Below are 24,218 nucleotides of genomic sequence, written 5' to 3'. Positions count from 1 at the left end.
AGCTGAGGGGCGGGCGCGCACGACGCCCGCCCCTCCCCGGTCAGTTGACGGTGAACCGCTCCCGCAGCTCGCCCAGGATCTGTGCCGCCTCCCGCAGTCCGGCGGCCTCGCAGCGGGCGATCCCGGCGGTCAGCCGGGCCACCGCCGCCTGGGGACGGCCGAGGTCGCCGCCCTCGATCAGCGCGGCCAGCCGGACGGACTCCGCCCGCGGCGACTCGGCCCGCTCGCCGCCCCGCTCGTAGACCGCGATCGCCCGCTCGACCTCGGCGAGCGCCTCCTCGTGCCGGTCGGCGACGGCCAGGCAGCGCCCCCGCTCGTAGTGCGAACCGCCGCGCAGGTACCAGCCGCTGTACTCCTCGCCGGCGCGCTCGGCGGCCTCGCCGATCGCGTCCGCCTCGGCGAGCAGGGCGAGCGCCGCGTCCAGCCCCTCGGCACCCTTGTCGCGCATCGTGAGCCGGGCCAACTCCCGCAGGGTCGCCGCCAGTTGGTCGACCTGCGGGGCCTTGCCGTGGGCCTCGCGGGCGCGCCCGAGGGCCGCCTCGGCGGCGTCCCAGCGGTCCGCCTGGGCGAGAGCGAGGGTGGCCTCGCAGGCGACCATGGTGTGGGTCTGCTGGTCCTCCCAGTCGGCGACCAGATCGGCCAGGCGCAGGTACTCCTCGGCGGCGTCCCGGTGCTCGTCCAGCTCGACCAGGCCCCGGGCGAGATCGAGGCGGGCCTGGGCGAGCATCCGCTCGTCCAGGCCGGCGCCCGCGGCGTCCAGCACCGACTCCAGGACGGCCACCGCGTCGGCCGAACGGCCGGTGCCGCGCAGCACGTCGGCCAGCTGCAGCCGGACCTGGGCGGCCTCCTCGACGGCCGTCTCGCCCTGGCGGTCGTAGCGCGCGGCGGCCTCCGAAAGCGCCCGGACGGCGCCCCCGAGGTCCTCCACCTGCATGCTCGCGTGGCCGAGCATCATGTACGTCGGCGCGTACGGGTAGGAGTCGTCGCCCCAGCGCACCGCCTCGGCCAGCGCCCGGTGGAACACCTCGGCGGCCTGGGCGGGTTCACCGTCCTGCAGCAGCACCTGGCCGAGCAGACCGAGCACCCGCGGGGTGTGCCAGGGCAGTTCGGCGGCGTCCAACTGCGCCAGCACCTCGCGCAGTTCGGCGGCCGCCTCGGTCAGTCGACCCTGCCGGGCGGCGGCGTCGGCGGTGTACTGCCGGGAGGTCGCGGCCCGCCGGGCGGAGCCGAGGGAGAGGGCGGTCTGCCGGTAGGCGCCGACGGCGGCCTCGAAGCGCGCGGCGGTCTGCGCGGAGGGCTCGGGCAGCGCCTCGACCAGGTCGTGGTGGGCGGCGTAGGCGCGCGACTGCAGGATGATCAGGTAGTCGTCGTCGGCCAGCGTGCCCGCCGCGCGCTGCTCCTCGGCCCTTGCCAGCGCGGCGTCCAGCGCCGTCCAGTCCGCCACCGCGCCCTCGACGTCGTCGAGTTCGACGATCAGCGTACGGGTCCGGACCATCAGCGCCGGGCCGGGCAGCCCGGCCCGCTCGTACAGCGCGGCGGCGGCCAGCAGGCCTGCCGCGCCCTCGGCGTGCTCGTCGCGCTGCAGCGCCTCGTGGGCGTGCTGCTCGGCGAGTTCGGCGGCCAGTCGCTCGGGGCCGCCGAGTTCGGCGCTCCCGGGGTGGACGAAGCCGTCGGCGCCGGCGCGCTCGGCGATCCGCTTCCAGAGCCGGTCGGCGTCGGGGTGGCCGGCCGCCTCCAGCTCGCGGGCCCGCAGCACCAGGGCGGTGAAGTCCTCCGGCTCCGCCTCGACGGTCCGGCGCGGCGCCGGGGCGGCGGCCTGGGCCGTGGACAGCTCGAGGGCCGCCGCGGCGCGCACCCCGAGCGCCAGCGGCTCGGCCAACAGCGGTTCGACGGCCAGCCGGGCGCGCCGCGCGGCGCTCACCGCGTCGGTGCCGTTGCGGGCGTCGAAGCGGGCGGCCAGCGCGTCGGCCTCGCCGCGCAGGTGGGCGAGCAGGGTGTCGACCGTCCAGGAGGTGCCGGCCGGGCCGCTGACCGCGAGTTCACCGTGGCCGGCCGCGGCCAGCCCGGCGACCAGCACCTCGACGCCGGTGAGGAACTCCAGCCGGGCGGCGGGCTCGCCGGCCACCGCGAACAGGTCGCGGTTCTCGGCGAGCAGCTCCAGACCGCGCGGCTCGTTGCCGGACAGCGCGCAGAACTCGATGTGCAGGCCGACGGCGTGCAGCATCGAGGCCTTGCCGCGGGCGTAGCGGTAGCCGGTCAGGTGCGCGGAGCGCGCCTCGTCCAGCCGGCCCCGGCGCAGCAGCGGCAGCAGAGCGGTCGCCTGGCTGAGGTAGGGCTCCTGCTCGCAGGTGCTGCGGCCGTCCAGCACCGGGGCGAGGATCTCCAGCCCGCGGGCGTCGTCCCCGGCCTCGATGAAGTGCCGGGCGCGGGCGCGGGTCTCGCAGGCGTGGCAGTCGCTCAGCTCGGTTCGCGGGCGGGCCGTCCACAGCTCGTAGGCGTCCTGGACCGCGACACCGGTCTGCGCGGCCAGGTGGTAGCGCTGGGCGTAGTACGGCTGGAGGCCGTAGCCGGCCGCGCGGTAGCGGTCGCGCAGTTCGGTGTGCCAGCGCCGGACCGCGGCCAGCGGGACGTCCGGGGTGTCCATGAGCGCGGCGGCGACCCACTTGAAGCGCCAGAACACCTGCTGCCGGGCCCACTCACCGAAGCCGTCCGAGTCCTGGTCCCACAGCTTGAGCACCCGGGCGAAGACCACCGGGCTCTTGCTGCGCTCGCCGTCGTACTCGTAGGCCTCCATGAGTTCGAGCAGGGCCATCGAGCGGACCCCGGTGTCCTCGAACTGCTCGGCGGCGTCGACGAGTTCCTCGGCGGTGACGGTGCGGGTGCGGCCGTACGGGCGGGCGTCGTTCTCGCGCAGCGCGGCCATCACCGCGTCGGGGGTGTCCAGCATCACGCCTCCTTCTCGTCGGTGCCGGCGGCGCCGGCCGCCTCGTGGCCGAGCATGGCGTGATCGAGCAGGCTGATGAACGAGCGGTTCAGCAGCGCGGACTCGCTGGCCTTGAGCGGGCGGCGGGTCATCAGCACGGCCTGCCCGTACAGCGCCTCGACGGCGGTGACGGCCAGCTCGCGGTTGGTGACGGTGGCGGCGCGGCGCACCAGCGGGTTGAGGTGGTTCAGCACCAGCTGGGCGCGGGGCACCTCGGCGCGCAGCGAGCCCAGGATATCCGCCCACAACCCATCGGCCTCGTCGGCGAGTTGGGCGCGAGTACGCTCGTGCCGGGCCTCCCGGTTGTCGAGCAGCAGGGCGGGTGCATTGGTCGGGTGGAAGCTGCGCAGGGCGACGTCGCAGTCGAAGCGGCCGACCACCTCGCGGGCGATCGCCAGGAAGACGCCCGCGGCCAGTTCGGCGGCCGGGTCGACGGTGTCCAGGTGCGCGGTGACGGTGCCCGGGTCGAGGTCGGCGACCGAGACGCCGGGGCGGATCTCGGGCAGCCGGTGCACCAGGTCGCGGTCGTAGGTGTAGCCGCCGTTGACCACGCCGAGCCCGGCCGCGCCGGCGATCGGGGCGACCTGGCGGAACTCCTCGACCGTCCGGGTCACCAGCACCACCGGGTGGCTGCGGGCGAACTCGTCCAGGGTGACGTTGCCGTCGGTGGTCTCGAACGGCAGCCAGGGCAGCATCATCCGCAGCAACTCGTCGTCGTAGCGGGCGAGTTCCTTGACCGCCAGGTGGTGCACGGAGAGGAAGCGGTGCAACAGCGCAGGGTCGCTGGCGGACAGGCCGGTGAGCCAGTCGCGGATCCGGGCACCGAGCGCCTCGCGGACGGCGGCCAGCGTCTCGTCGGCGTACAGGCCCTCGCGCGAGGCGGTCGGGCGCAGCCCGTCGGTGTCCACCACGCAGCGGACGAAGAAGGCCCACTCCGGCAGCAGTTCGTCGGCCTGGTCGGAGAGCAGCATGCCCTTGAGGTGCACCCGGTGGCCGTTGCGGCGCGAGGGCGGGGCGGCGTCGGGCAGCACGTACGCGACGCCGCGCAGGCCGACCAGCGGGAGGTCCAGCTCGATGGTGTCGAGCGGGGTGAAGTCGAAGGTGGCGCGGCAGTACTCGGCGAGCGCGTCGCGCCGGGCCAGCGGGGAGCCGTGCCGCTCGGCCCATGGCGGGGTGCGGTTGACCCGGTGCTCGGTGCCGTTCGCGTCGATGACGGTGACGTCGTGGCGCAGCAGGCTGCCGAAGTCCCGGGCGAGGGAGAGCACCCGGCCGGAGCGGGTCCACTCGGCGGCGTCGGCGCGCGGCACGAGGGTGACGGTGGTGCCCGGCTCGGGCTTGGCCTCTGCGGGCAGGGTACGGATGGTGTAGCTGCCGTCGGAGCTGCCGCGCCACTCGATCACCGGGGCGTCGGGGGCGGCGGCGGAGCGGGTGACCACGGTGATCTCGTCGGCGACCACGAAGCAGGCGAGCAGGCCGATGCCGAACTGGCCGATGAAGTCGCCGCGGGCCTTGGCCAGCCCGGCGCCGTCCAGGCGGCCGTCGGCGTCGCGCTTGGAGCTGCGGCCGATGGTGGCGAGGAAGGTGTGGACGTCCTTCTCGGTCAGGCCGATGCCGGTGTCGGTGACGGACAGCTCGTCGTCGGCGCGGACGGTGATCGCCGCCGGCGCCTCGGGGTCGAGCGCGCGGCGGGCGGAGATCGCGTCCACCGCGTTCTGCAGCAGCTCGCGCAGGTAGACCCGCGGGCTGGAGTAGAGGTGGTGGGAGAGCAGGTCCACCAGGCCGCGCAGGTCCACCTGGAAGGTGTGCGCACTCGTCGGGTTGTCGGATGGGGACACCGGAGGCTCTTTCGATCGCGAGGAGGGTGAAGGGTTCGGGGGACGCGGCGTGGCGTCAGCGGTGCGCGGCCCGGCCTCAGTACGCGGCGCAGCGGTCGCGGTGGGCGCGGTAGACCTTGACCGGGTCGCCGGACAGGTAGTGCCAGGGCGACTCGGTGACGAAGCCGTCCAGCGCGTCGAACAGCAGCCGCGCGGTCTTGCGCTGGTCGGCGAGCGAGAAGGCCATCGCGAAGGTGTTGAAGCTCGCCTGCCAGCCGCGGACCGGGACGAAGTCCGGGTGCAGCACGGACCGGAACGCGGCCTCCTGCAGGTCGGCCAGCACGGTGGGGCTGGACAGGTACGCGTGGTCCTCGCCGTCCGGGAGGTCCAGCCAGCGTTCCAGGTGGGCGAGCGCGACCAGCTCACCGAGCTGGCTGCCCTCCGGGGCGCCCAGCATCGCGGAACGGGCGAACTCGTGCATCTCGTCGTGCGAGCCGCCCCACTTGGCGCTCAGCTGCTGGAGCCGCTGACGGTGAGAGCCGGGGTGCCCGGGCAGGCGACGGACGGCGGCCTCGAAGCGGCAGGTGGCGACCTCCGGGGCGAGCGAGGCACCACGGGCGCTGATCTGCAGGAAGTACCAGGGGGCGAGCCAGGACGGCTCCCGCTCGGCGGCCTCCAGCAGCTGCTCCTCGGCGAGGTCCAGCCGCTCGTGGAACAGCTTCCACTGCTCCTCGGTGACGTGCTTGGCCCGGGCGCCGGTCCGCGCCTCCCAGGCCCAGCTGACGTGCCGGGCGCCGGACAGCAGCAGCGGCAGCGCGTCGTCCGGCGCGTCGGCCATCGCGCGGGCCGTCCACTGCTCGACCCCGGACACGTCGGCGATCGCGCCGGCCAGCCAGGTCAGGTCGGCCGCGCCCGTCTCCGCCCCGGCCGCGGCGGCCAGCGCGGGGCGCAGCGCCGTCCAGTCCCCGGCGGCGGCCTGCCCGAGCACCAGACGGACGGACTCGTCACCGAACGTCGGGTCGAGCCGCGGCTCGGCCGCCCGGGCGGCCGCGGGCGCCTCCGCGGCCCGTCTACCGAACCCGAACCCGCGCCGACCGGCCCGGTCCTGCGCGCCCTCCCCGCCCGAGCGGCGTCGGAACAGCGGCATGTGTGGCCCCCTCGAACTTCATCGGCATCTTTCGCATGGCCGTACAGTGGCCACCCCAGATGAGTACATATCACGGGTCTCCGACATCCGTTTCCCCAGCCCAGGGCCACCCACCGGTTTCCTGACGGCACGACGAGGCCCTGCCGATGCCCCGACCGCACGGCCGATCAGATCGGCTCAGGCCACGCCGAGCCCGGCGTCCGGTGTCTTCCCCGACTGCGCCTGCTCGATCCGCTTGACCAGCATCACCGCGAACCTCCGGGCAGCGGCCACGTCCACCGGACCGCCCTCCGTGGTCACGCTCGCCACCACGGTGCCCGAGCGGACCACGATGCTGACGCCGTCACCCGCGGACAGCGGCCCGACGAAGGCCTGGCTCTCACTGCCCAGCACCGGGGTGTCGACCTTGTGGAACGGCCCGACGGGATAGGAGGTGTAGGTCTCCTTCAACCGGTCCTTCGCCGCGTCCCGGCTGGGCAGGGTGTCCACCAGGAAGCGGGTGACCAGATCCCCCGAGGAGAACCGCACCGACCCACTGAGCGGCTTGCCCGCACAGGGCGTGGACGCCGTACAGGTGGTGGCGTGGTCGGCGGTGTCGACCTTGCGCTTCTCCTCGTCCCACCCGGCCATCGCCTTGCCGTCCGGCAGCACCTGCCCGACCGCCTTGTCGTCCAGCAGCACCCCCTCCAGGTCCGCCCCGGGCGTCGCCGCGACGGGCGGCGGCACCGGCGCCCCGGTCCCCGCTCCGGCAGCGCCCCCCGTCGTGGCAGCACCGGCCGCCGATGTCGCGGCCCCCGTAGCAGTCCCGGACGCGGACGGCGCCTGGGCGGAGACCGACGCCGCACCTGTGACCACCGGCCCCGCCGAACTCCTCACTCCCGAGGCCCCCTTGGCGCCATCCGACCCGCCGGACGAACACCCGGCCAGCCCGCCCATCAGCACTCCGACCGCCACCCCGACGGCCACCCGCCGACCACCCATCCCCATGCCCACTCCCTTACGGCTGTCCGTGACCCCTCAAGATAGCGACCACCCCCCATCCCACCCACCCAGGGCCCCACGCACACGAACCGCCTCACCCACCCCGACCCACCCCACCTCGCGCGCGCAGGGGGTGGCCCGGAGAGGGGCGTGACAGGTGATTTTCAGACTGCCACCCCACCCAACGCCCCACCCAACAGAATGGGCAGTCGGAAAATCATCCGGCCCCCCGGAGCGGCCACCCCCGGAGCCGCCCCCGGCCACCCACCCTCCCGAAAGCCCCCCACCACCCCAACACCCCCATCCGGTACCGTCCAGGCTGGTCCGACAACGCCAACGGGGGGCGGGATGACGCAACACGACCACGAGGAACTCACCACTCTCGTCCGGGCGGCACAGCAGGGCGACACCCTCGCCCTCGACGAGCTCCTCTCCCTGCTGATGCCGTACGTCGGCCGGGTCTGCGCCCCGATCGCCCTCCAGGACGCCCCCGACGCCGCCCAGGAGGCGATGATCGCGATCGTCCGCGGTTTGCGCCAACTCAAGGCACCCGAAGCCCTGTTCGGCTGGGCCCGAACGATCGCGGCCCGCGAGGCCGTCCGCCTCGCCACCCGCCGGTCCCCGCCGACGACGGCCCCCGTCGACCAACCCGAGGACCACGACCCCGAGTTGGCCGCCGACATCCAGGACGTCCTGGAGCGCCTACCACCCGACCACCGCGCCGTCCTGACGCTCCGACACATCGAGGGCTTGGACGAGAAGTCCGTCTCCGAGATCCTCGACCTCCCACTCGGGACGGTCCGTTCACGACTCTTCCGCGCCCGCCACGGCTTCCGCGCCGCCTGGGGCACCGAACACCGCTGATCCCGACACCGCTGATCCAAAGAGGCCCCCACCCCCAGGGATTGCAACGCCCTCCCCCACCCTCTCCTCTCCTGACAGCACCCTTCAGGAAGGAGCCCCCTGATGACCGACCCCCGCCCACTGCCCGCCCTTCCCGGCACACGCCACCGCCACCTCGACGCCGACGGCGTCCGCCTCCACCTCGCCGAGACCGGCGACGAAGGCGGCACCCCGCTGCTGCTCCTGCACGGCTTCCCCCAGCACTGGTACGCCTGGCACCGTGTGGTCCCGCTGCTCAGCCGCGAGTTCCGGCTGCTCTGCCTGGACCTGCCCGGCTTCGGCCGGTCCGAGGCGCCCCGCCACGGCTACACCACCGACGACCGCGCCCGCCTCGTACTCGCCGCCCTCGACCGGCTCGGCCTGGACCGGGTAGGCCTGGTCGGCCACGACTGGGGCGCCTGGACGGGCTTCGAACTGGCCCTGCGCGCGCCGGAGCGGTTCACCGGCTTCCTGGCGCTCAACATGACCCACCCCTGGCCGCGCCAACGCGCCCTGCTCGGCACCGCCTGGCGCTTCTGGTACACCGCCCTGCTGGAGTACCCGGGCATCGGCCGCCGGGTCGTCCGCCACCGCCCCGGGCTGCTCGCCCATCTCCTGCGACGTGCCACCGCCGACGAACACCCCTGGCCTGCCGAGGAGTTGGCCGAGTACGTCGAGGCGGGCAGCACCCCCGAAGCGGCCCGCGCCGCCGAGCTCCTGCACTGGGGCTTCGCCGTCCGGGACATCCCGCGCCTGGCGTCCGGCCGGTTCAACAAGCGTCGGCTGACCGTCCCCACCCTGCTGCTCGGCGGCGAGCAGGACCCGGTGATCCGCCCGTCCCTGCTCTCCCCAGCCGGCGCTCCGGCCGACGACCTGCGCGCCGAGGTGCTGCCCGGCTGCGGCCACTTCCTGCCGCACGAGGCGCCCGAGGAGGTGGCCGACGCCGTGCGCAGGCTATTCCGTCCGTGACCGCTCGACGATCCGCCGCTCCAGCCGGTCCAGCAGCACCTCGCCGCGCCGCTCGGTGAGCCCGCCGAGGAGCCGCTGCACCGGCCCGGCACCCGGCACCCGCAAACTGCCGAGCAGGGCGAAGCGCGTCCCGTCCCCGTCCGGCACGGCCGCCATCCCGCCCAGCAGCACCGGGCTCTGCATCAGGCACCAGCCGCTGCGCAGCACGATCTCGAACCGCTCGCGGTGACCGACGACGCTCACCGCGAGCCCCTCCAGCCGTTCCCCCGCTTTTGCGGGCCCGACCTCGAAGGAGCGCAACCCGCTGATCAGACCGGGCAGTTCACCGGACAGGTCGCTCGCGACCCGCCACACCTGGTCGAAGCCCGCCGCGAGGTGCCGTTCGGCGTACAGCGGACGCCCGGCCCCGGCCGCCGCCATCACCCGCAGCCGCCGTACCGGGTCCAACTCGACCGTCGGCCACCCATCCGCCATGGCCCCGCCTTTCCCGTCGCCCGACACCCCAGCAAGGTACCGGCCCGCGAACGCCGACGGGGCGGCGACCAACCGGTCACCGCCCCGTCGAAACCGTTCAACCGGTGGATCAGACCGCCGGAGCCGGGAAGGTCGGGTACTCGACACCCGAGATGTACTGCACGACCCGCACGACCTGGCACGAGTAGCCGAACTCGTTGTCGTACCACAGGTACAGGATCGCGTTGTCGCCGTCGACCTTGGTCGCGCCGGCGTCCACGATCGAGGCGTGGCGCGAGCCGATGAAGTCGCTGGAGACCGCGTCGGGCGAGTCGATGAAGTCGATCTGGCGCTTCAGCGGCGAGGTCAGCGAGATGTCCCGCAGGTAGTCGAGGACCTCCTCGCGGTTGGTCTCGCGCTTCAGCTGCAGGTTCAGGATCGCGATGGACACGTCCGGCACCGGCACGCGGATCGAGCTGCCGGTGATCTTCGCCTTGAGGTCCGGCAGGGCCTTGGCGACGGCCGAGGCGGCACCGGTCTCGGTGATCACCATGTTCAGCGGCGCCGAGCGGCCACGGCGGTCGGCCTTGTGGTAGTTGTCCAGCAGGTTCTGGTCGTTGGTGAACGAGTGGACGGTCTCCACGTGGCCGCGCACCACGCCGTACTCGTCCTCCATCGCCTTCAGCGGCGGGACGATGGCGTTGGTGGTGCAGGAGGCGCAGGAGATGATCTGCTCGTCCGGCTTGATCATGTCGTGGTTGACGCCGTGCACGATGTTCGGCACGTCGCCCTTGCCCGGGGCGGTCAGCACGACCTTGGCGATGCCGGGGCGCAGGTGCTTGGACAGGCCCTCGCGGTCACGCCACTTGCCGGTGTTGTCGATCAGGATCGCGTCCTTGATCCCGTACTCCGTGTAGTCGACCTTGGTCGGGTCGTCGGAGTAGATCACCGTGATCTCGTTGCCGTTGACGACGATCTTGTTGTTCGCCTCGTCGACGGTGATCGTGCCCTGGAACTGGCCGTGGATCGAGTCCCGGCGCAGCAGCGAGGCGCGCTTGACCAGGTCGTCGCCGCCGCCGTTGCGCACGACGATCGCCTTCAGGCGCAGGCCGTTGCCGGAGGCCTTCTCGATCAGCAGACGGGCGACCAGGCGGCCGATGCGGCCGAACCCGTACAGCACGACGTCCTGCGCGGACCGGCGCTCCAGCTTGTTCTCACCGGTGGCACCGGCGACGGCCTGGGCGGTGAACTCCTCCACCGACAGGCCGCGGTGGTCCGCCCGGTAGGTCGAGGCGAGCATCCCGAGGTCGATCTGCGAGGGGCCGAGGTCCAGGGTGGTCAGCGCCTGCAGGAACGGCATGGTCTCGGTGACCGAGAGCTCCTCGCCCGCGATCTGCCGGGCGAAGCGGTGCGTCTTGAGGATGCTGACCACCGACTTGTTCACCAGGGACCGGCTGTGGAGCAGGACGGTGACGTCCTTCTCCCGGTGCAGCCGCCCGATGATCGGGATCATCGACTCCGCGATCTCCTCGCGGTTCTTCCAGTCCGTGAACACGTCGTCGTTGACAGTCACAAGTCCATCTTTCGAGCTGAGGGTGTTGCCCACATGGTAGCTTCGCCCGCTCCCGCCCCCACGGCCGGTCCCACTTTCCGCCGCTCCACCCTCACCACCCCCAAGCCGCCGACCTGCGCGTTCACCCGCGCGCCCGCCCTCCGCCACCCTTATCGGGCGTGATCACCGCCACCTCCAGGGTCTTCGAACGGTGCCCTTGCCGCCCGAATGATCTAGTCGATCCCGAGCACGGTCGAGCTGTAAACTGAGTCAAGCAACACACTGACTGGCGACATCGGCGCGCGATACGTTGGGACAGCACGTAGGACTCGCTCGATCCCACCACCCGCGTCCTCGGAGAACCTGATGCAGCAACCTGCCGAACCGGTCGTCTCGGTGACCCTCGCAGAGATCGCCCGCATCGCGGGGGTCGGACGCGCTGCGGTCAGCAACTGGCGCCGCCGGCACGATAGCTTTCCGAGCCCGGTGAGCGGCAGCGACGCGAACCCCCTGTTCTCCCTGTCCGAGGTGGAGAAGTGGCTCGACGGGAGGAAGAGCCAGAGGAAGAAGAGCAAGTCCCCCGTCGGCCGGCTCGAACGCCTCTGGCCCAAGGTCGAAGCACTGGGCGACCGGAGCGCCATGGGAGCAGTGCTGTCCGCCGTCGGCGCGGAGCTGAGCCGCACTGGCGCCCCGGACGCCCTGCCGGCCCTTCCGCAGCTGAGTCCGGAGCAGGTCGCGCTGGCCGAGGAGGCCGTTCGGCTGGCCGAGCAGGAGGGTGCTTCGGAGACCTTCGACTTCCTGCTCCAGCGCTGGCTCGGCACGCACGTGCGCCAGATCAACACCACGCCGGAGCCCTTGGCCGAGCTCATGGTCGACCTCGCGCAGTGGCTCGGCGACGCCCCGGCACGAACCGTCCTCGATCCGGCGTGCGGCACCGGATCCCTCCTGCTGGCCGCAGGTCGACGGTGGAACGGGCCTGATGAGCCGACGCTGCTCGGGCAGGACGTCGACCCGGTCCTCGCTTCAGTGGCAGCGGCCCGCCTGCTGATGGCGGGGGCCAGCGGCCGAGTCGTCGTCGCGGACACACTGCGGGCCGATGCCCTGCGAGCCGTTCAGACCGATGTGGTGCTGTGCAACCCGCCCTCGAACGAGCGCGACTGGGGGCATGCCGAACTCGCAACGGACGCCCGGTGGCTGTTCGGACAGCCTCCTCGCACCGAGCCGGAGCTCGCCTGGGTCCAGCACGCCGTCGCCGCCCTCGCGGCGGAGGGGACCGCTGTCATGGTGCTGCCCCCCGCTGTCGCGGCCCGGCGGGCAGGTCGACGAATTCGCAGTGCGCTTTTGCGCACCGGCGCGCTGCGTGCGGTGATCGCGCTTCCGCCTGGTGCGGCTCCCCCGCACGGTGTGGGCCTGCACCTCTGGGTCCTGTCCCGCCCCTCCGAGGACCCGGCAGGCTCCGTCGTGCGGCTGGTGGACACCGTCGGACGAGCAGGCGCGCCGTCACCCGGGAAGACCTCTATCGACTGGCCCGCCCTGCGAGCCACCGTTCTGAACGCACTCCGAGACGACGAAGCCGCGGCCTGCGTCTCCGTGCCGGTGATCGACCTCCTGGACGAGCAGGTCGACCTGACCCCCGCTCGGCATGTCCCGGCTCCGGATTCCGCGGCCGCCATCAACCTGCGGCAGTCCTGGACCCGGTTCGACCTCAGGCTCGGCGAGGCCCGGGACGTCGGCCGGGCACTGTCCAAACTGTCCCCCGCGCAGGATGACGGCGCCGTCACGCACACCACGGTCGGCGATCTGGAACTGGCCGGGGCGCTGGAACTGCACAGCGGGCAGGCCCTTCCGGAACCACGGCTACGCCGTGGTGACCGCCCCTCCGACGCGGTCCGCGTCCTGACGGTCCCGGATCTCGGATACCCGGACGAAGCGCGCCACTGGCTGCCCGCGGTGGAGACCGAGACCGGTGAACGAGAGGGCATCCTCACGGTGACCTCCTCCCAGGACGTGGTCGTGGTGGGCGCGCTCCGGGCCTTCGATGCCTGGGTCGACGCCGAGGCTCCCACAGTCCTCGGCCCGCAACTCCATCTGATCCGAGTGGATCCCACGGTCCTCGACTCGTGGTTCCTGGCCGGCTGTCTGCGCTCGCCCGCGAACGCTCGGCAGGCCGGGACCCACGCCTCGACGTCGTCCCGGGTGGATGTCCGCCGGCTCCAGGTACCCCGGCTCCCGTTGGAGGAACAGCGCGCCTACGGTGAGGTCTACCGGCAACTCACCGCCTTCGACCAGGCGGTGAGGGAGCTTCGCACGGTATCCGGTGACATCAGCCAGGCTCTCGGCGAGTTGCTGGCGTCCGGCCGACTTCCCCGAACCTGAGGTCATTCCTGGAGCAGCAGCTCCAGGAATGACCGGACTTCCTCTCCCCGTCCGAACTTCTCCAATTTCACGGCCACTTCACGACAACGGGCCACGACTCCGGGCGGCCCCTCCACCAGGCCCGCGACCTCGTGGACCAGATCGGCCCAGACGTCGAAGCCACCCTGCGGATCGCCGGTCTCCATCAGGCACTCGGCCCACCCGACCCGCGCCTCCAGGGCGAGGATCCGAAGGTCGGGTGCCGCCTTGTACTCCAGGGCCTGCGCGACGGACCGGTACGACGGGCCCGCGGCCGCCCAGGCTTCACGGCCCCTGGCAGCGTCCGCGCAGAGCAACTGTGCCCGCGCCACCGGGTGATGACCGAGCCCCCAGGCCTTGCGCGCGTCTCCCAGCGCCTGTTCCAGCGCCTCCAGTGCGGGACCGGCGTCGTACCCTGCCGACTCGGCCCCGGCCAGGGCGAGGAGTTCGTCGAACCGGGCACGATCCACCCCCGGCCTCGCGCCCCGCCCGGCCGCGCGCCGGGGAACCGGGCGCCGCTCCACGCGGGCGGGGGCCGGCGCGGCGGCCACCGTGCCGGGCAGCCGGTAGCGGGCGGTGGGGTCGGGCACGAGTTCACGACTGGGCGCGGGCGATCCGGCAGCCGGCAGATGAGCGCGCAGGATGTCCAGCGCCCGGTCGAAACCGCCCGGCCGCTGCGCCGGGTCCTTGCCCAACAGGCACCAGACGAGGTCGTCGACGTCGCTGGGGACATCGGGCCTGAACTCGCTGACGCACGGCGGAAGATCGTGCTGGTGCTGGGTGGAGCGGTTGCGGTCGGGCTGGTCGACGAACGGCTGGCGTCCGGTCAGAAGCTCGAACAGCACACACCCGAACGAATAGTGATCAACGGCACTCGTGACCTTCTGCTCGCCCCGGAGCTGCTCGGGAGCCATGTATCCGACGGTCCCCGGAGTGGCGCCGTAGGCGGTGTACCGGGTCGCGTCGGGACGGTCCGGGAAGGCCACCCCGAAGTCGATCAGCTTCACCGAACCGTCCGCCGTCAGCACGATGTTGTCGGGCTTCAGATCCCGGTGGATGACCCGTCCTCCGTGGGCGTGCACGAGGGCCTCGGCGATCTCGACGGCGATGGCGATCGCGGCACCGAACGGCAGGGGCCGGAACTGCCCGAGGAACCGGTCGAGCGGCACGCCGTCGACGAATTCCATGACCAGGAAGGGAGCGCCGCGGTGGAGCCCGCGGTCCAGCAGGCGCACGATGCCGGGGTGGTTCAAGTCGGCGAGGAACTGCCCTTCCCGCTCGAAGCGCTTGAGCAGCTCGGTCTCCTGGCGCACCCGCTCGGCCGGACTGAGGCGACCCTGGTTGTACTGGTCCGGCCGGATCTCCTTGACGGCCACCAGCTCGCCGGTCTCGGTGTCGATCGCCTTCCAGACGCACGCCATGCCGCCCCGACCGAGCGCCTCGACGATCCGGTACCGGCCGCGGACGACTTCGCCCTTTTTCATCCTCACCCCTGTCCGCCCTGGCATCATGCGTCTCTCACCATACCGCGCTCGAACTGACGAAACTCCGTTGCTTGACTAAGTTCACAACTATGCGCTCTCCTGGTGTCTCGGCCGAACAGCTCCGAACCCACCGAGGGGGCTCCTCCCGTGACCGTTTGGCAAGCTCCCGCCGGCACCACCGGCGATCCCCGCCTCGTCCGCACCTCGCTCCCCCTGCTCCAGGAGGACCCCCGCGGCTGCCTGCGCGGCGCGGCACTCCACGCCCGACCGTTCGTGCAGCAGTTCCCCCCGCGCTCCCGCCGAAGGCCTGTCAAGGACTTCGCCCCGGCCCCGGTGATGGCCGCACTCGACGCGATCGAGTTTGACGGAACCAAAGTTGACACGGCGCTCCACAAACTCCGTCAGCGGCGCGACTGCCACCCGTCCCACCTCGCCTGGGCAACCGAAGCCGTACGCCACTTCCTCGCGGCGCGGGCGGAGCACACCGCCGAGTACGCGCCCGGGCCGCAGACCCTCCCGGTGAAGGACGCCTGGGTGACCATCACCGACCTCGTCGCGCCGGACGCGCGGGGGGCCGTCCGTTATGAGCGCACGGCCTGGGGCCGCCGGTACGCCTCTCCGGACGGCCGGGTCAGGGAGATCTGGCTGCTGTCCGTGAACTCAGTAAAACCCCGGACCGATGCGGAGATCGCCGAGGCGGCCGCGGTGGCCGCGACCGGCGTTCCGGCGAGGGCGGAGTTCGGCGAGCCCTACCACCCGACCGGGGCCCGCACCGCTCTCCCGGAGCGGGTCCGGGTGGTGGCGGTCGGCTGCGGGGACGGCTCCCGTACGCTCCTCGCCGACTGGGACGCCGAGGAGGCGGCTGAGCGGTTCGCCCGACACGCCAAGCCGGTCCTGGCCCGCGCCGTCGCCGCGGACCAGGTGATTCCGGGCTCGACCTGCGTCGACTGCGAGGGCCTGACGAGCTGCTCCCAGCCCCCCCGGGTCCCGTTCCTGCTGGGCACCGACCGGCCACGCAGGCAGCGCCGCCGACGCAGCGTCTCCGTCTCCGACCTGCGCTCCCACGCCGCCTGCCCGGCCAAGTACCACCTGACGCGCGTGCTGCACCTGAAGTCGGCGGAACCGGAGAGCGCGGCGATCCGGCGCGGCCGAGCGGTGGACGCCTGGCTCAACGAACAGCACGGCGCCAAGCACGGCTGCCGCTCCACGCCGCTTCCGGACGCCCTGCCGGGCCTCACGGCGGAGGAGACCAAGCCGGCCGTCCGGATGATCGCCGAGCACGCTGCCGTCTGCCCGCTCGACGGCCTGCCACCGGACGCGGTGGTGCGGGTCCAACCGCGCGTGACGGCGTACGACCCGGAGCTCGACGCCGTCATCATCGCCGACCCCGACCTCCTGTACGCCGACGCCGGCGGCTGGGTCTGGCGCGAGACCAAGACCGCGGCGTCCCGCCCCTGGGAGGGACGTCCGCTGCTGGAGTCATTCCCTCAACTCGCCCTGGCCGTCCTGTTGATGTCCGCAGGGGTGCTCGGTGGCGACCCGCGTCGGGCTCGGATCGAGCTGGAACTGCTCTACCAGGACGGCTCCGCCTGCGAGGAGCTGTATCCGGACGACCCCGAGACACTCGACGAGGCGAGGCGGGTGGTCGCCGCCCTGGCCCGCCCCTGGGCCTCGGACGAGACCTTCGCAGCCACTCCGGGCCGCGGGTGCACCGGCTGCGAGGCCCTGCGCTGGTGCGGTCCCGGCCTCGATCACACCGCTGGGAGCTGACCCGTGCATCCCGCCCCCGACCTGCCGCCGCACGCCGCCGCGTGGTCCGCGCACGACGGCCTTCCGCTGCTGCGGACCCTGGCCACCGCCCTCATCGGGCTCGAAGCGATCACCGGCCTGGACGGCTTCTCCCTGCCCTACCCCGCCGAAGCCCAGCGGGCCCTGAACCGAACCGTTCTCACCTGCCTGCTGCAGGGAGCCGAGCCACCCGCCAGTCTGCCGGAGCTCCTGACCTGGTGCCGGTACCGACCGGTCTCCGACTGGCCGCTCGACCTGCCGGCCGACGCCGTCGGTCGCATGGACCACCTCCTCGATCCGGACTCCGGCCGCCCCACCGAGCTCTGCCACGAGTGGGCCGACCGCGCCGCCGACAGCGCGACGAACCAGCGCGACCGCGAGATCATCAGGACCGCACTGCGGCTCTGCCGCGAGTGCGGCGAGGAAGACGCCTACACGGAGTTCCGGCGGCTGCTGGTGAACCGGCCGGTCCTGACCTCGGTCGAGTTCTTCGACGTCACCAACGACCATGTGCTCGATCCGGTGCGCGAACTGATCCGCCGGATCTACCTTCCGGTCCCGGCGAGTCACCTTCGGGCCGGGGCCTACGCCGGCTGCGCCCGCTGCCTAACCCTGCTGCTCCCGGTGCAGGACGGCTCGTGGTGGTGTGAACGCGATCACTGCCGCCGACAGGGACCTGCTCCGGTCGGAGACCTGTGGCCCGCCGAGGAAGTCGGTGAACTCTTCCAGCTGGAACGGCCGTTGCGGCAGTTCGTCACCGGGCCCGGACGGGCGGAGGCCGACCTGGAGCAGGCCCTGATCGCGCTCGGGCTCCGGGTGCGGATGTGGCCCGGCTTCGACGCCTACGACCTGCACGTCACCTTCCCCGACGGGCGGGTCTGGGCTGTCGACGTCAAGGACTGGGCACACCCCGCGTTCCTGGGCCGGGCGGCCCGGCCCGTCGCACCGGAACCCCCCTACGACGAGGCGTTCTGGGTCGTTCCGCGTTACCGGGTCGACGACCGGCCCGGCTACCTGGACACCTACCGTCGGCACCGCCCCGCCTCGGCCCGGGGCCTGCCCCTGCTCACCGACGCCGACCTGATCGCCCGTGCGGCCGCCCGGCTGCGCGGCGCCCCCGATGGAGGTATCCGTGCGTGACCGCGACAGCTGGCACCGGCCGGTCAGCCGCGAACTCAAGCGGCTGTGGCGCGAGATCCCGGCCGAACTGGGTGACGTCAAGCCCGCCCTGCTCTGCCAGGTGGAGCTCGCCCTCCGGGCATTGGAACGCATCGCACCGGACGAGCCGGCCGCCGGCGCGTACACCCTGCTCGCCGGGTACCCGTTCGCCCGCGCCGCCGGCCTCGCCGTCACACCGGACCACGAGCTGATGCTCACCGCCCTCCGCCACCGCGGGTGGACCCTCCGCCGCCGACGTGCCTGGCAGCAGGCACTGGAGACCTATCTCGCGCTGCCGGAGCGGCTGCGCGCGTACCACGTCCCGGAAGAGGCCGGGCCGGCCCGGCCGCTCGGCCTGGCCGTCGCGTCCGACCGATTCGCCGTCTACGACACGGCGTTGGCGACCCTGCCGGACTTTGACCGCCGACAGCTCCGCCTCGCCCCCTCCGGTCGCAGCACCTTCGTCGAACGCCGGCGGCCGGCCTCCGTCACCTTCCCCCCGGAGCTGCGGCCCGACCCCACCCCGGGGCACGACCTCACGGCACCCCGTTCCGGAGGCGGGGCACCGATCCGGCTGACCCGCGACGACCTCCTCGACACGGCCCGCTGGATGGACCGGACCGAGGAGGCCTCGGACACCGCGAAGCGCGGGCATTGGGAGGAGCGGCTCGCCGAGCTCCGGCTGGCCCCGCGCAGCGCTGACGGCCGGTCGTTCGCCGATTCCGACGAGCTGCACCTGGACGGAATGCTGCACCTGGTCGGCATGGTCGGGGCCGGCAAGAGCACCCTCATGACACTGGTCGCGGTCTGGGCGGCCCGACGCGGCATGCGCACCACACTGGTGGTCGGCGATGTCGCCGAACAGCTGCGGCTGAGCGCCCTCCTGCGGGACCTCGGACTGCCCGCCACCCCGGTACTCGGCCCGACCACCCGGGAGACCCACGTCCAGCGGCTGCACCGCCGGATGGCCGCCCGTGGCCTGGAGAACCTGCTCGACCACGACGACCCCGGCTTCGACGACCTGAGCACGGTCTGCGTCGTCGATGCCCTCCGGGGCACCGAGGCCGCCGAACCGCTGCGCTACGCCGACGCACCGTGCACCTCGCTGTTCCCGGAGCGGACCGAGACGGCCGGCCAGGACGGCACGGACGGCACCGAGCCGATCGTCCTCCCCGAGCGCTATCGTCCGGGAGGCACCGACACCGCGCCGCCGCCCACCGGCACCCGACCCGCCGGACAGCAGCACGGCTGCCCGGTCTGGAGCGCGTGCCCCCGTCACCGCACCGCGCGCGAACTGGTGGACTCCCTGATCTGGATCGCGAACCCGGCCAGCCTCGTCCAGTCGTCGGTGCCGCACCACCTGAACGAGGAGCGGCTTCGCCACCTCGAACTCGCCTGTCTGCGCAGCGACATCGTCATCGTGGACGAGGCCGACTCGGTGCAGATGAAGTTCGACGAGATCTTCGCGCCGTCCGCGACGCTGGTCGTGCCCGGGCCCGAGTCCTGGCTGGACCAGCTGCACACGCACAAGATCGAGGAGCTGTCCCGGCAGGGCCGGCTGCCGCTGACCGACCAGGAGATCGAACGCTGGTCCGCGTCCCTGGCCGTGGTCACGGCGGCGACGGACCGGCTCTACAAGCGGCTGATCGACGACGCGGACCTGCGGGAGTGGGCGGACACCGAGTACTTCAGTCCCTGGACCCTCCAGGAGAAGCTGCTGGCCGACTGGTTCGAACCGAACGTCACGCCGGGCGCCCCGGACGGGGTCGCCGACGAAACCGAGCTCTTCGAGGCGTACGAGAACGACGATCCCGAACCGGAGCCCGACAACACGGCCATGCAGGATCGGCGCGCGATCCTGACCGCCGTCTTCGACAGGTTCCGCGACGATCCCCTCGGCGGACACGGGCCGTACGGCGACCCGACCGACGACCTGGTCGGTCTCGCCCAGGACCTGCTGGCCACCCTCTCGGCATCGGGCACCCGGCGCCGAGTCCTCACCGTCCTGGGTGAGCTCCTCGCCGACACGGCCGCGCCGACGAACGACCCCAAGTGGCTCGACACCACGGCCCGCCGGGTCGAGTTCATGCTGCTGTTGTCAGCGCTGAACCAGCGGCTGGAACGGCTGACCTTCCTGTGGCCGCAGGTGGAGGCCGCCCTCCACCTGGACTCCACCGGGAACGACTTCTCCCGCCGCCCCCCGCTGGACTACGCCCCGCTGGTCCCGGAGGCACCGATGGGCAACGTCCTCGGGTTCCAGTACCTGCCCGACGAGCGGGAGCGGGACGAGTCCGGGCGCCACAGCGGCACCCTGCGGTTCTTCCGCTGCGCCGGAGTGGGCCGGGAACTCCTGCTCTCACTCCACGAGTTGGGATCCGACCCGGCGACCGGCCGCCCCGGTCCGCACGTGGTGCTGATGTCCGGCACCAGCTGGGCGGGTACGTCCACCCGGGCCCACGTGCTCACACCGGTCGGTGCGGTCCTCAAGCCGTCGGAACGGTCGCTGGAGGCGGTGCGTCGCAGCGTCTTCCGCACGCGCTTCCTCTACGACGACAGCGGGAAGCCGATCAGCCTGTCCGGCACCGACCCGAAGGACCGGCTCACCGTGGCCCGGGCGATGGCATCCAGGCTCGGCAGCCCGGGTCGCGGCCAGTCGCCGAGCCCGCTGGAGGAGGAACTCACCCTGGTCGGTGACGACGAGAGACGGCGCGCGATCCTGCTGGCCGGCAGCTACAAGGAGGCCAACGCCGTCGCCGACGTCCTGCACGGCATCGAACGCTGGCACGGCCGGGTACGGGTCCTCGCCGCGGACGACGCGGACCTTGAGCAGGCCGTCCGGGGCGGCGGCCCAGTCCCCGCGCTCTCCGGACACGCCACCGCCCTGCGCCGCGGCGATCTCGCGACCTTCGCCGAGGACCCCCGTGCGGAGATCCTCGTCGCGCCCTTGATGGCCGTGGAGCGCGGGCACAACATCCTGAACGCGCAGCGGAACGCCGCCTTCGGCACCGCGCTGTTCCTGGCCCGGCCGCACCCACGTCCCGATGACCTGGCGCTGGCGATCTTCGCGATCAACGACTGGGCCACCCGCTTCGTCCGCGACCACCCGGGTCTCGACCAGGGCACCTTCACCGATCTGGTGCGCAAGGCCGGAACGCTGGACTCGGCCGGGCTCGCCTTCCGCCATGTGGCCCGACGTGAGTGGCGCCGGCTGCTCGCCCGCCGGTACATCTACTCGCGCCTGTCCGAGGCCGAGAAGCAGGCCTTCGTCTGGGACCAGCTGGTGACGATCTGGCAGGTCATCGGCCGACTGGTGCGCGGCGGTGTCCCGGCCCGGGTGGTGTTCGTCGACGCCCGGTTCGCCCCCAAAGTGGCCCGGGCGCTCGCACCGAGCGTCCAGGCGTCCCAGCTGCCCTCCGACGAGGGCCTGCTGAACCGACTCCGGTCCGTCCTCGCCCCCTACTTCGACCAGGGCGCCGATCCGACCCGCTTCACCGATCCCGGCGATCCGGCCCTCGCCCGCCTGCTCTACCAGCCGTTGTTCGAGGCCCTGACCGACCTCACCCATCACCGCAGCTGAACATTCGCGACCCCGAACGGAGGCCACCATGGCCAGGAAGTACCAGACCATCCGCACCGCCGCCTGGACGCCGGTCTCGTCCGAATCCTCGCTCACCGCCCACTACCGCGCCCTGCCGTTCCCCGAGCAGTGGCGCGAGGCGCTGCTCGACCTCTGCAACGCCGGTCGGTCGCCCCAGGCGGAGCCCTACCGGACGGTCCCCACCTGGAGGCTGGACCAGGTGCTCCAGGCCCTCGCCCCGGACGTGATCGTCCGGCCCCGCCCCTCCTTCCACAAGAACGAGGCCCCGGACTTCTGGCTCTACACCCCGGCCGAGGTGGCCGACCCGCTGCCGGGCCCGGCACTGCGCGCCCTGCTCTCCGCCTGGCTGCGCGACCTGCGCCCCGAGCGTGAGCACCGCGACCAGCGCCGCGAGGTCGAGGCGATGCTGTCCGCGGACCCGCCGCAGTGGCAGCCGGTCGAGGCGGAGCTGCTGCGCTGCCCGCCCACCAAGGGCGGCACCGCGGCGCCCGAGGCCCGCCAGTTCCAGCTGACGACCGACCACCTGGCCCGCCGGATCCTCGCGCTGGAACCGTACGACTCCGGCGCCGGAAAGCTGCACTTCCGCGCCGTGCCGCGCGGCCCCCGCGACCAGGGCGCCGAGCTGGTCTCCCAGCCGCTGCCCTGGGACGGGAAGGGCGACCGGACCTGGTGGTTCTCGGTGGTCCTCAACGTCACCCTGCACACCGTCCCGTTCCAGCCGCTGCCCCGCCTGCACGTGCACACCCACATCCGCCGCTGGGCGACTCGCACCAGCCCGACCACGGGGCGGCTGCGACTGCCCTTCGGGCGCCGCACCTCCGTCCTGCTGCGTCCCCGGGTGCCATGGCTGCCCGGGGCGCCCGCGAGCGAGCGCTTCGCCGTGGCGCGGCTGGAGTGGAACCGCGCGGCCAAGGGCATCGACTGGGTCGGCGGCGGACCCGCCGGAATGCTGGCCGACATGTCACTGACCGAACCGTTCCCCGACGCGGACGCCGTCCTGGGCGCACCCGAGGACTGGCTGGCAGACATGCGTGCCGGTGTGGTGTACAGCACCGCGATGGGCAGCCACGAGGTCGGCGCCGGGCTGATGTCGAACCAGCGCTCGCAGATCGTCCGCTGGGCCGAGCAGGCGTTGCCCGAGCAGCTCCGGCCCGCGCCGGCCCTGGAGTACTCGCGGCGTGCCTCCACCAGCAGGCCGGTGAACGTCCCGGCCAAGCCCTCCAAGGAGGTCGAGAAGGCCGCCGAGGAGGTCCGCGTGGCCGCGGCCCGACGGACCGGCGCGGCCTTCGCCCTCGATGCCCTCGATGCCTTCGCCGCCCCCGACGGCGTGAACGGGGCGCCGGACCGGCAGCCCCGGCTGGAGGCGCGGCTGCTGTGGCAGACCGCCGAGATGCGGGACACCGCCATCGCCGCCCTGGTCGACCACCTCGGTCTCAAGGACGACGGGACGCGGCTGACCGCCGAGGACTACGAATCCGCCGCCCCAGGCAGCCCCGCCGTCCTGGAGTGGGACTCCTCCGAACTGACCGTCCGGCTGCACTGCCTCAAGCTGACCGGACCGCTCGCCGGCGACCTGTCGCTCGGCGAGGGGCGGCCCACCCGCGCCGCCGTCACCGCAGCGCTCAGCGCCCGCCGGGGCGAGGCCCGTGCCTTCCTCGGCGCCGACCGCACCGACGCCGTCCCGTCCCTGGCCCTGGTCGAGATCGACCGCCGGGAGGACTTCACCACGCCCGATCACGACCCCAAGTTCGCGCTCCGCCTGGGGTGCGCCGACGTCGGCGTGCTGACCCAGTTCATGGCGGTGCCCAAGAAGGTGAAGGGCTACAACAGCGAGAAGAACGCGGACTTCCGCGCCCGCAAGGCCTGGGACGACGGGCTCCGGCAGCTCGGTGCGCGGGTCCACCCCGAGCACAACCTGGGTGAGCAGCTGCCCGACGACCTGCAGTTCGCGGCGGTGTGGATGGTCCGCAAGAACGCCCGCAGCCGCACCCGCTGGGCCGGCCACGAGCCGGTCGCCGTCCGGGTCGTCCCGACGCACCCGGGCGCCGGCCTGGCGCGGGTGGAGGGCTGGGATCGGAAGGCGGACAACGGCGCCGGCCGGTGGATCCCGTACCCGGCGCTGCTGCTCCGGCTGACCGCCCTCTCCGAGGTGCCCGCCGCCGTGCCGGCGCCGCGCGGCGGTGAGGAGCAGCCGACCGAACGCCCGTCGTGGTGGCAGGACATGAAGCGACAGCGGCAGGAAACCGAGGAGTGGCTGCAGAAGGTGGTCCGCTCGCTGCGCGGCACGCCGACCCTGCTGCTCGCCCACGCCCAGAACTGCCGCTCGCACTGGACCTGGCTGCAGGACGGCCAGACCGAACAGGACCGGATCCGCACGGGGCTGTCCGTCCGGCGGCTCGATCCGGACCTGCGTCTCGTCCGGGTCCGCACGGCCAGGGGGCGCGAGACCGCCCAGTGGTGGGGCGTGCACCGCGACCCGGTCAACGGCGTGAACGGCCTGCCGGCCGACCTGTGGACCGACCCGACCGTGGCCGAGGGCACCGCCCGGGTGTTCTGGTCGACCACGCCCAAGGCCCTGCAGTTCCGGCAGTCCGCGGTGGAGGCGGACAAGCTCGCCCCGCGTCCGCTCCAGGCGGGCCCGCGCAAGGGTGAGCTGACCGTCGACACCGACAAGGCCGCATGGAACCCGGGCCTGGTCGAACTCGCCGTCCTCGGCTGCCACCAGGCCGACGGCGACGACCCGGAGGCGCTGGCCATGGCCGTCCACCAGCTGCGCCAGGCCCCGGACCACGCGGACGCCCTGAGTCTCCCGCTCCCGCTCCACCTCGCCGGGCTCGCCCAGGAGTACGTCCTCCCCACCCTCGCCGACGAGAACACGACGACCGACCCGACCGCCGACACCGACCCGGATGCCGCCGAGGCTGCCGGCCTGGCCCAGGCCCCGGAACCGGACAGCGACCCCGAGCAGCTCTCGCTGTTCGCCACGGATGCAGTTCTCAGCTAGGGGGAAAAGTG

Annotated in this window: 14 protein-coding genes; 7 read left to right on the top strand and 7 right to left on the bottom strand. The window is 72.9% G+C overall.

Annotated features, from left to right (window positions below; all coding sequences use genetic code 11):
- Positions 1-40: 40 nt before the first annotated feature.
- The 4 genes from ACFQ87_RS29545 to ACFQ87_RS29530 all read right to left on the bottom strand — a co-directional run bounded on the left by ACFQ87_RS29545 (position 41) and on the right by ACFQ87_RS29530 (position 6,670).
- Positions 41-2,947 (bottom strand): hypothetical protein, encoded by a 2,907-nt coding sequence (locus ACFQ87_RS29545; RefSeq protein WP_380613895.1) that lies wholly within the window; start codon positions 2,945-2,947, stop codon positions 41-43.
- Positions 2,947-4,818, bottom strand: a complete 1,872-nt coding sequence (locus ACFQ87_RS29540; RefSeq protein WP_380613894.1) for an HSP90 family protein — start codon at positions 4,816-4,818, stop codon at positions 2,947-2,949. Before ACFQ87_RS29540 ends, ACFQ87_RS29545 begins: the two co-directional genes overlap by 1 nt.
- 76 nt (positions 4,819-4,894) lie before the next feature.
- The gene (locus ACFQ87_RS29535) at positions 4,895-5,944 is read right to left on the bottom strand and encodes a hypothetical protein (RefSeq protein WP_380613893.1); all 1,050 of its coding nucleotides are present in this window, start codon (positions 5,942-5,944) and stop codon (positions 4,895-4,897) included.
- Positions 5,945-6,121: 177 nt separating this feature from the next.
- Positions 6,122-6,670: a hypothetical protein gene (locus tag ACFQ87_RS29530; RefSeq protein ID WP_380613892.1), complete on the bottom strand. Its 549-nt coding sequence runs from the start codon at positions 6,668-6,670 to the stop codon at positions 6,122-6,124.
- Between the two features lie 603 nt (positions 6,671-7,273).
- Here ACFQ87_RS29530 and ACFQ87_RS29525 point away from each other — a divergent pair.
- Both ACFQ87_RS29525 and ACFQ87_RS29520 read left to right on the top strand, forming a co-directional pair.
- Positions 7,274-7,789, top strand: a complete 516-nt coding sequence (locus tag ACFQ87_RS29525) for a sigma-70 family RNA polymerase sigma factor (RefSeq protein WP_380613891.1) — start codon at positions 7,274-7,276, stop codon at positions 7,787-7,789.
- A gap of 102 nt (positions 7,790-7,891) precedes the next feature.
- Positions 7,892-8,776 carry an alpha/beta fold hydrolase gene (locus ACFQ87_RS29520; RefSeq protein ID WP_380613890.1) on the top strand — a complete coding sequence of 295 codons (885 nt, stop codon included), beginning with the start codon at positions 7,892-7,894 and terminating at the stop codon, positions 8,774-8,776.
- On the opposite strand, the gene ACFQ87_RS29515 is transcribed toward ACFQ87_RS29520, so the two are convergent.
- Both ACFQ87_RS29515 and ACFQ87_RS29510 read right to left on the bottom strand, forming a co-directional pair.
- Positions 8,762-9,250: a hypothetical protein gene (locus ACFQ87_RS29515; RefSeq protein ID WP_380613889.1), complete on the bottom strand. Its 489-nt coding sequence runs from the start codon at positions 9,248-9,250 to the stop codon at positions 8,762-8,764. The two genes, ACFQ87_RS29520 and ACFQ87_RS29515, sit on opposite strands and share 15 nt — an antisense overlap.
- Positions 9,251-9,359: 109 nt before the next feature.
- Positions 9,360-10,802: a glyceraldehyde-3-phosphate dehydrogenase gene (locus ACFQ87_RS29510; RefSeq protein WP_380613888.1), complete on the bottom strand. Its 1,443-nt coding sequence runs from the start codon at positions 10,800-10,802 to the stop codon at positions 9,360-9,362.
- Between the two features lie 345 nt (positions 10,803-11,147).
- On the opposite strand from ACFQ87_RS29510, the gene ACFQ87_RS29505 reads away from it, so the two are divergent.
- Positions 11,148-13,157, top strand: coding sequence for an N-6 DNA methylase (locus ACFQ87_RS29505; protein WP_380613887.1), 2,010 nt, complete (start codon positions 11,148-11,150; stop codon positions 13,155-13,157).
- A 2-nt stretch (positions 13,158-13,159) separates the two neighbouring features.
- Here the strand turns inward: ACFQ87_RS29505 and ACFQ87_RS29500 are convergent, their stop codons facing one another.
- Positions 13,160-14,659, bottom strand: coding sequence for a serine/threonine protein kinase (locus ACFQ87_RS29500; RefSeq protein ID WP_380613886.1), 1,500 nt, complete (start codon positions 14,657-14,659; stop codon positions 13,160-13,162).
- Between the two features lie 147 nt (positions 14,660-14,806).
- Between ACFQ87_RS29500 and ACFQ87_RS29495 the strand changes: the two genes are divergently transcribed.
- From ACFQ87_RS29495 to ACFQ87_RS29480, 4 genes are read left to right on the top strand one after another with little or no spacing between them, the layout of a single operon-like run.
- Positions 14,807-16,429 (top strand): PD-(D/E)XK nuclease family protein, encoded by a 1,623-nt coding sequence (locus ACFQ87_RS29495; RefSeq protein ID WP_380613885.1) that lies wholly within the window; start codon positions 14,807-14,809, stop codon positions 16,427-16,429.
- A gap of 3 nt (positions 16,430-16,432) precedes the next feature.
- Positions 16,433-17,587, top strand: a complete 1,155-nt coding sequence (locus ACFQ87_RS29490; RefSeq protein ID WP_380613884.1) for a hypothetical protein — start codon at positions 16,433-16,435, stop codon at positions 17,585-17,587.
- On the top strand, positions 17,580-21,182 hold the full coding sequence (locus tag ACFQ87_RS29485; RefSeq protein ID WP_380613883.1) for a hypothetical protein: 3,603 nt from the start codon (positions 17,580-17,582) through the stop codon (positions 21,180-21,182). Before ACFQ87_RS29490 ends, ACFQ87_RS29485 begins: the two co-directional genes overlap by 8 nt.
- Positions 21,183-21,210: 28 nt before the next feature.
- Complete coding sequence (locus ACFQ87_RS29480) at positions 21,211-24,207, top strand: pPIWI_RE module domain-containing protein (protein ID WP_380613882.1); 2,997 nt, start codon at positions 21,211-21,213, stop codon at positions 24,205-24,207.
- Positions 24,208-24,218: the final 11 nt, after the last annotated feature.

The sequence above is a fragment of the Kitasatospora sp. NPDC056531 genome (assembly GCF_042794375.1).
Lineage (GTDB): Bacteria > Actinomycetota > Actinomycetes > Streptomycetales > Streptomycetaceae > Kitasatospora.
This window is presented reverse-complemented; position numbering and strand designations above follow the sequence as displayed.

What these genes read in the sequence shown, in the direction of transcription:
- ACFQ87_RS29545 (WP_380613895.1), bottom strand. Translation starts at nt 2,947, where the DNA reads ATGCTGGACACCCCCGACGCGGTGATGGCCGCGCTGCGCGAGAACGAC.
- ACFQ87_RS29535 (WP_380613893.1), bottom strand. Translation starts at nt 5,944, where the DNA reads ATGCCGCTGTTCCGACGCCGCTCGGGCGGGGAGGGCGCGCAGGACCGG.
- ACFQ87_RS29525 (WP_380613891.1), top strand. Translation starts at nt 7,274, where the DNA reads ATGACGCAACACGACCACGAGGAACTCACCACTCTCGTCCGGGCGGCA.
- ACFQ87_RS29520 (WP_380613890.1), top strand. Translation starts at nt 7,892, where the DNA reads ATGACCGACCCCCGCCCACTGCCCGCCCTTCCCGGCACACGCCACCGC.
- ACFQ87_RS29515 (WP_380613889.1), bottom strand. Translation starts at nt 9,250, where the DNA reads ATGGCGGATGGGTGGCCGACGGTCGAGTTGGACCCGGTACGGCGGCTG.
- ACFQ87_RS29505 (WP_380613887.1), top strand. Translation starts at nt 11,148, where the DNA reads ATGCAGCAACCTGCCGAACCGGTCGTCTCGGTGACCCTCGCAGAGATC.
- ACFQ87_RS29500 (WP_380613886.1), bottom strand. Translation starts at nt 14,659, where the DNA reads ATGAAAAAGGGCGAAGTCGTCCGCGGCCGGTACCGGATCGTCGAGGCG.
- ACFQ87_RS29480 (WP_380613882.1), top strand. Translation starts at nt 21,211, where the DNA reads ATGGCCAGGAAGTACCAGACCATCCGCACCGCCGCCTGGACGCCGGTC.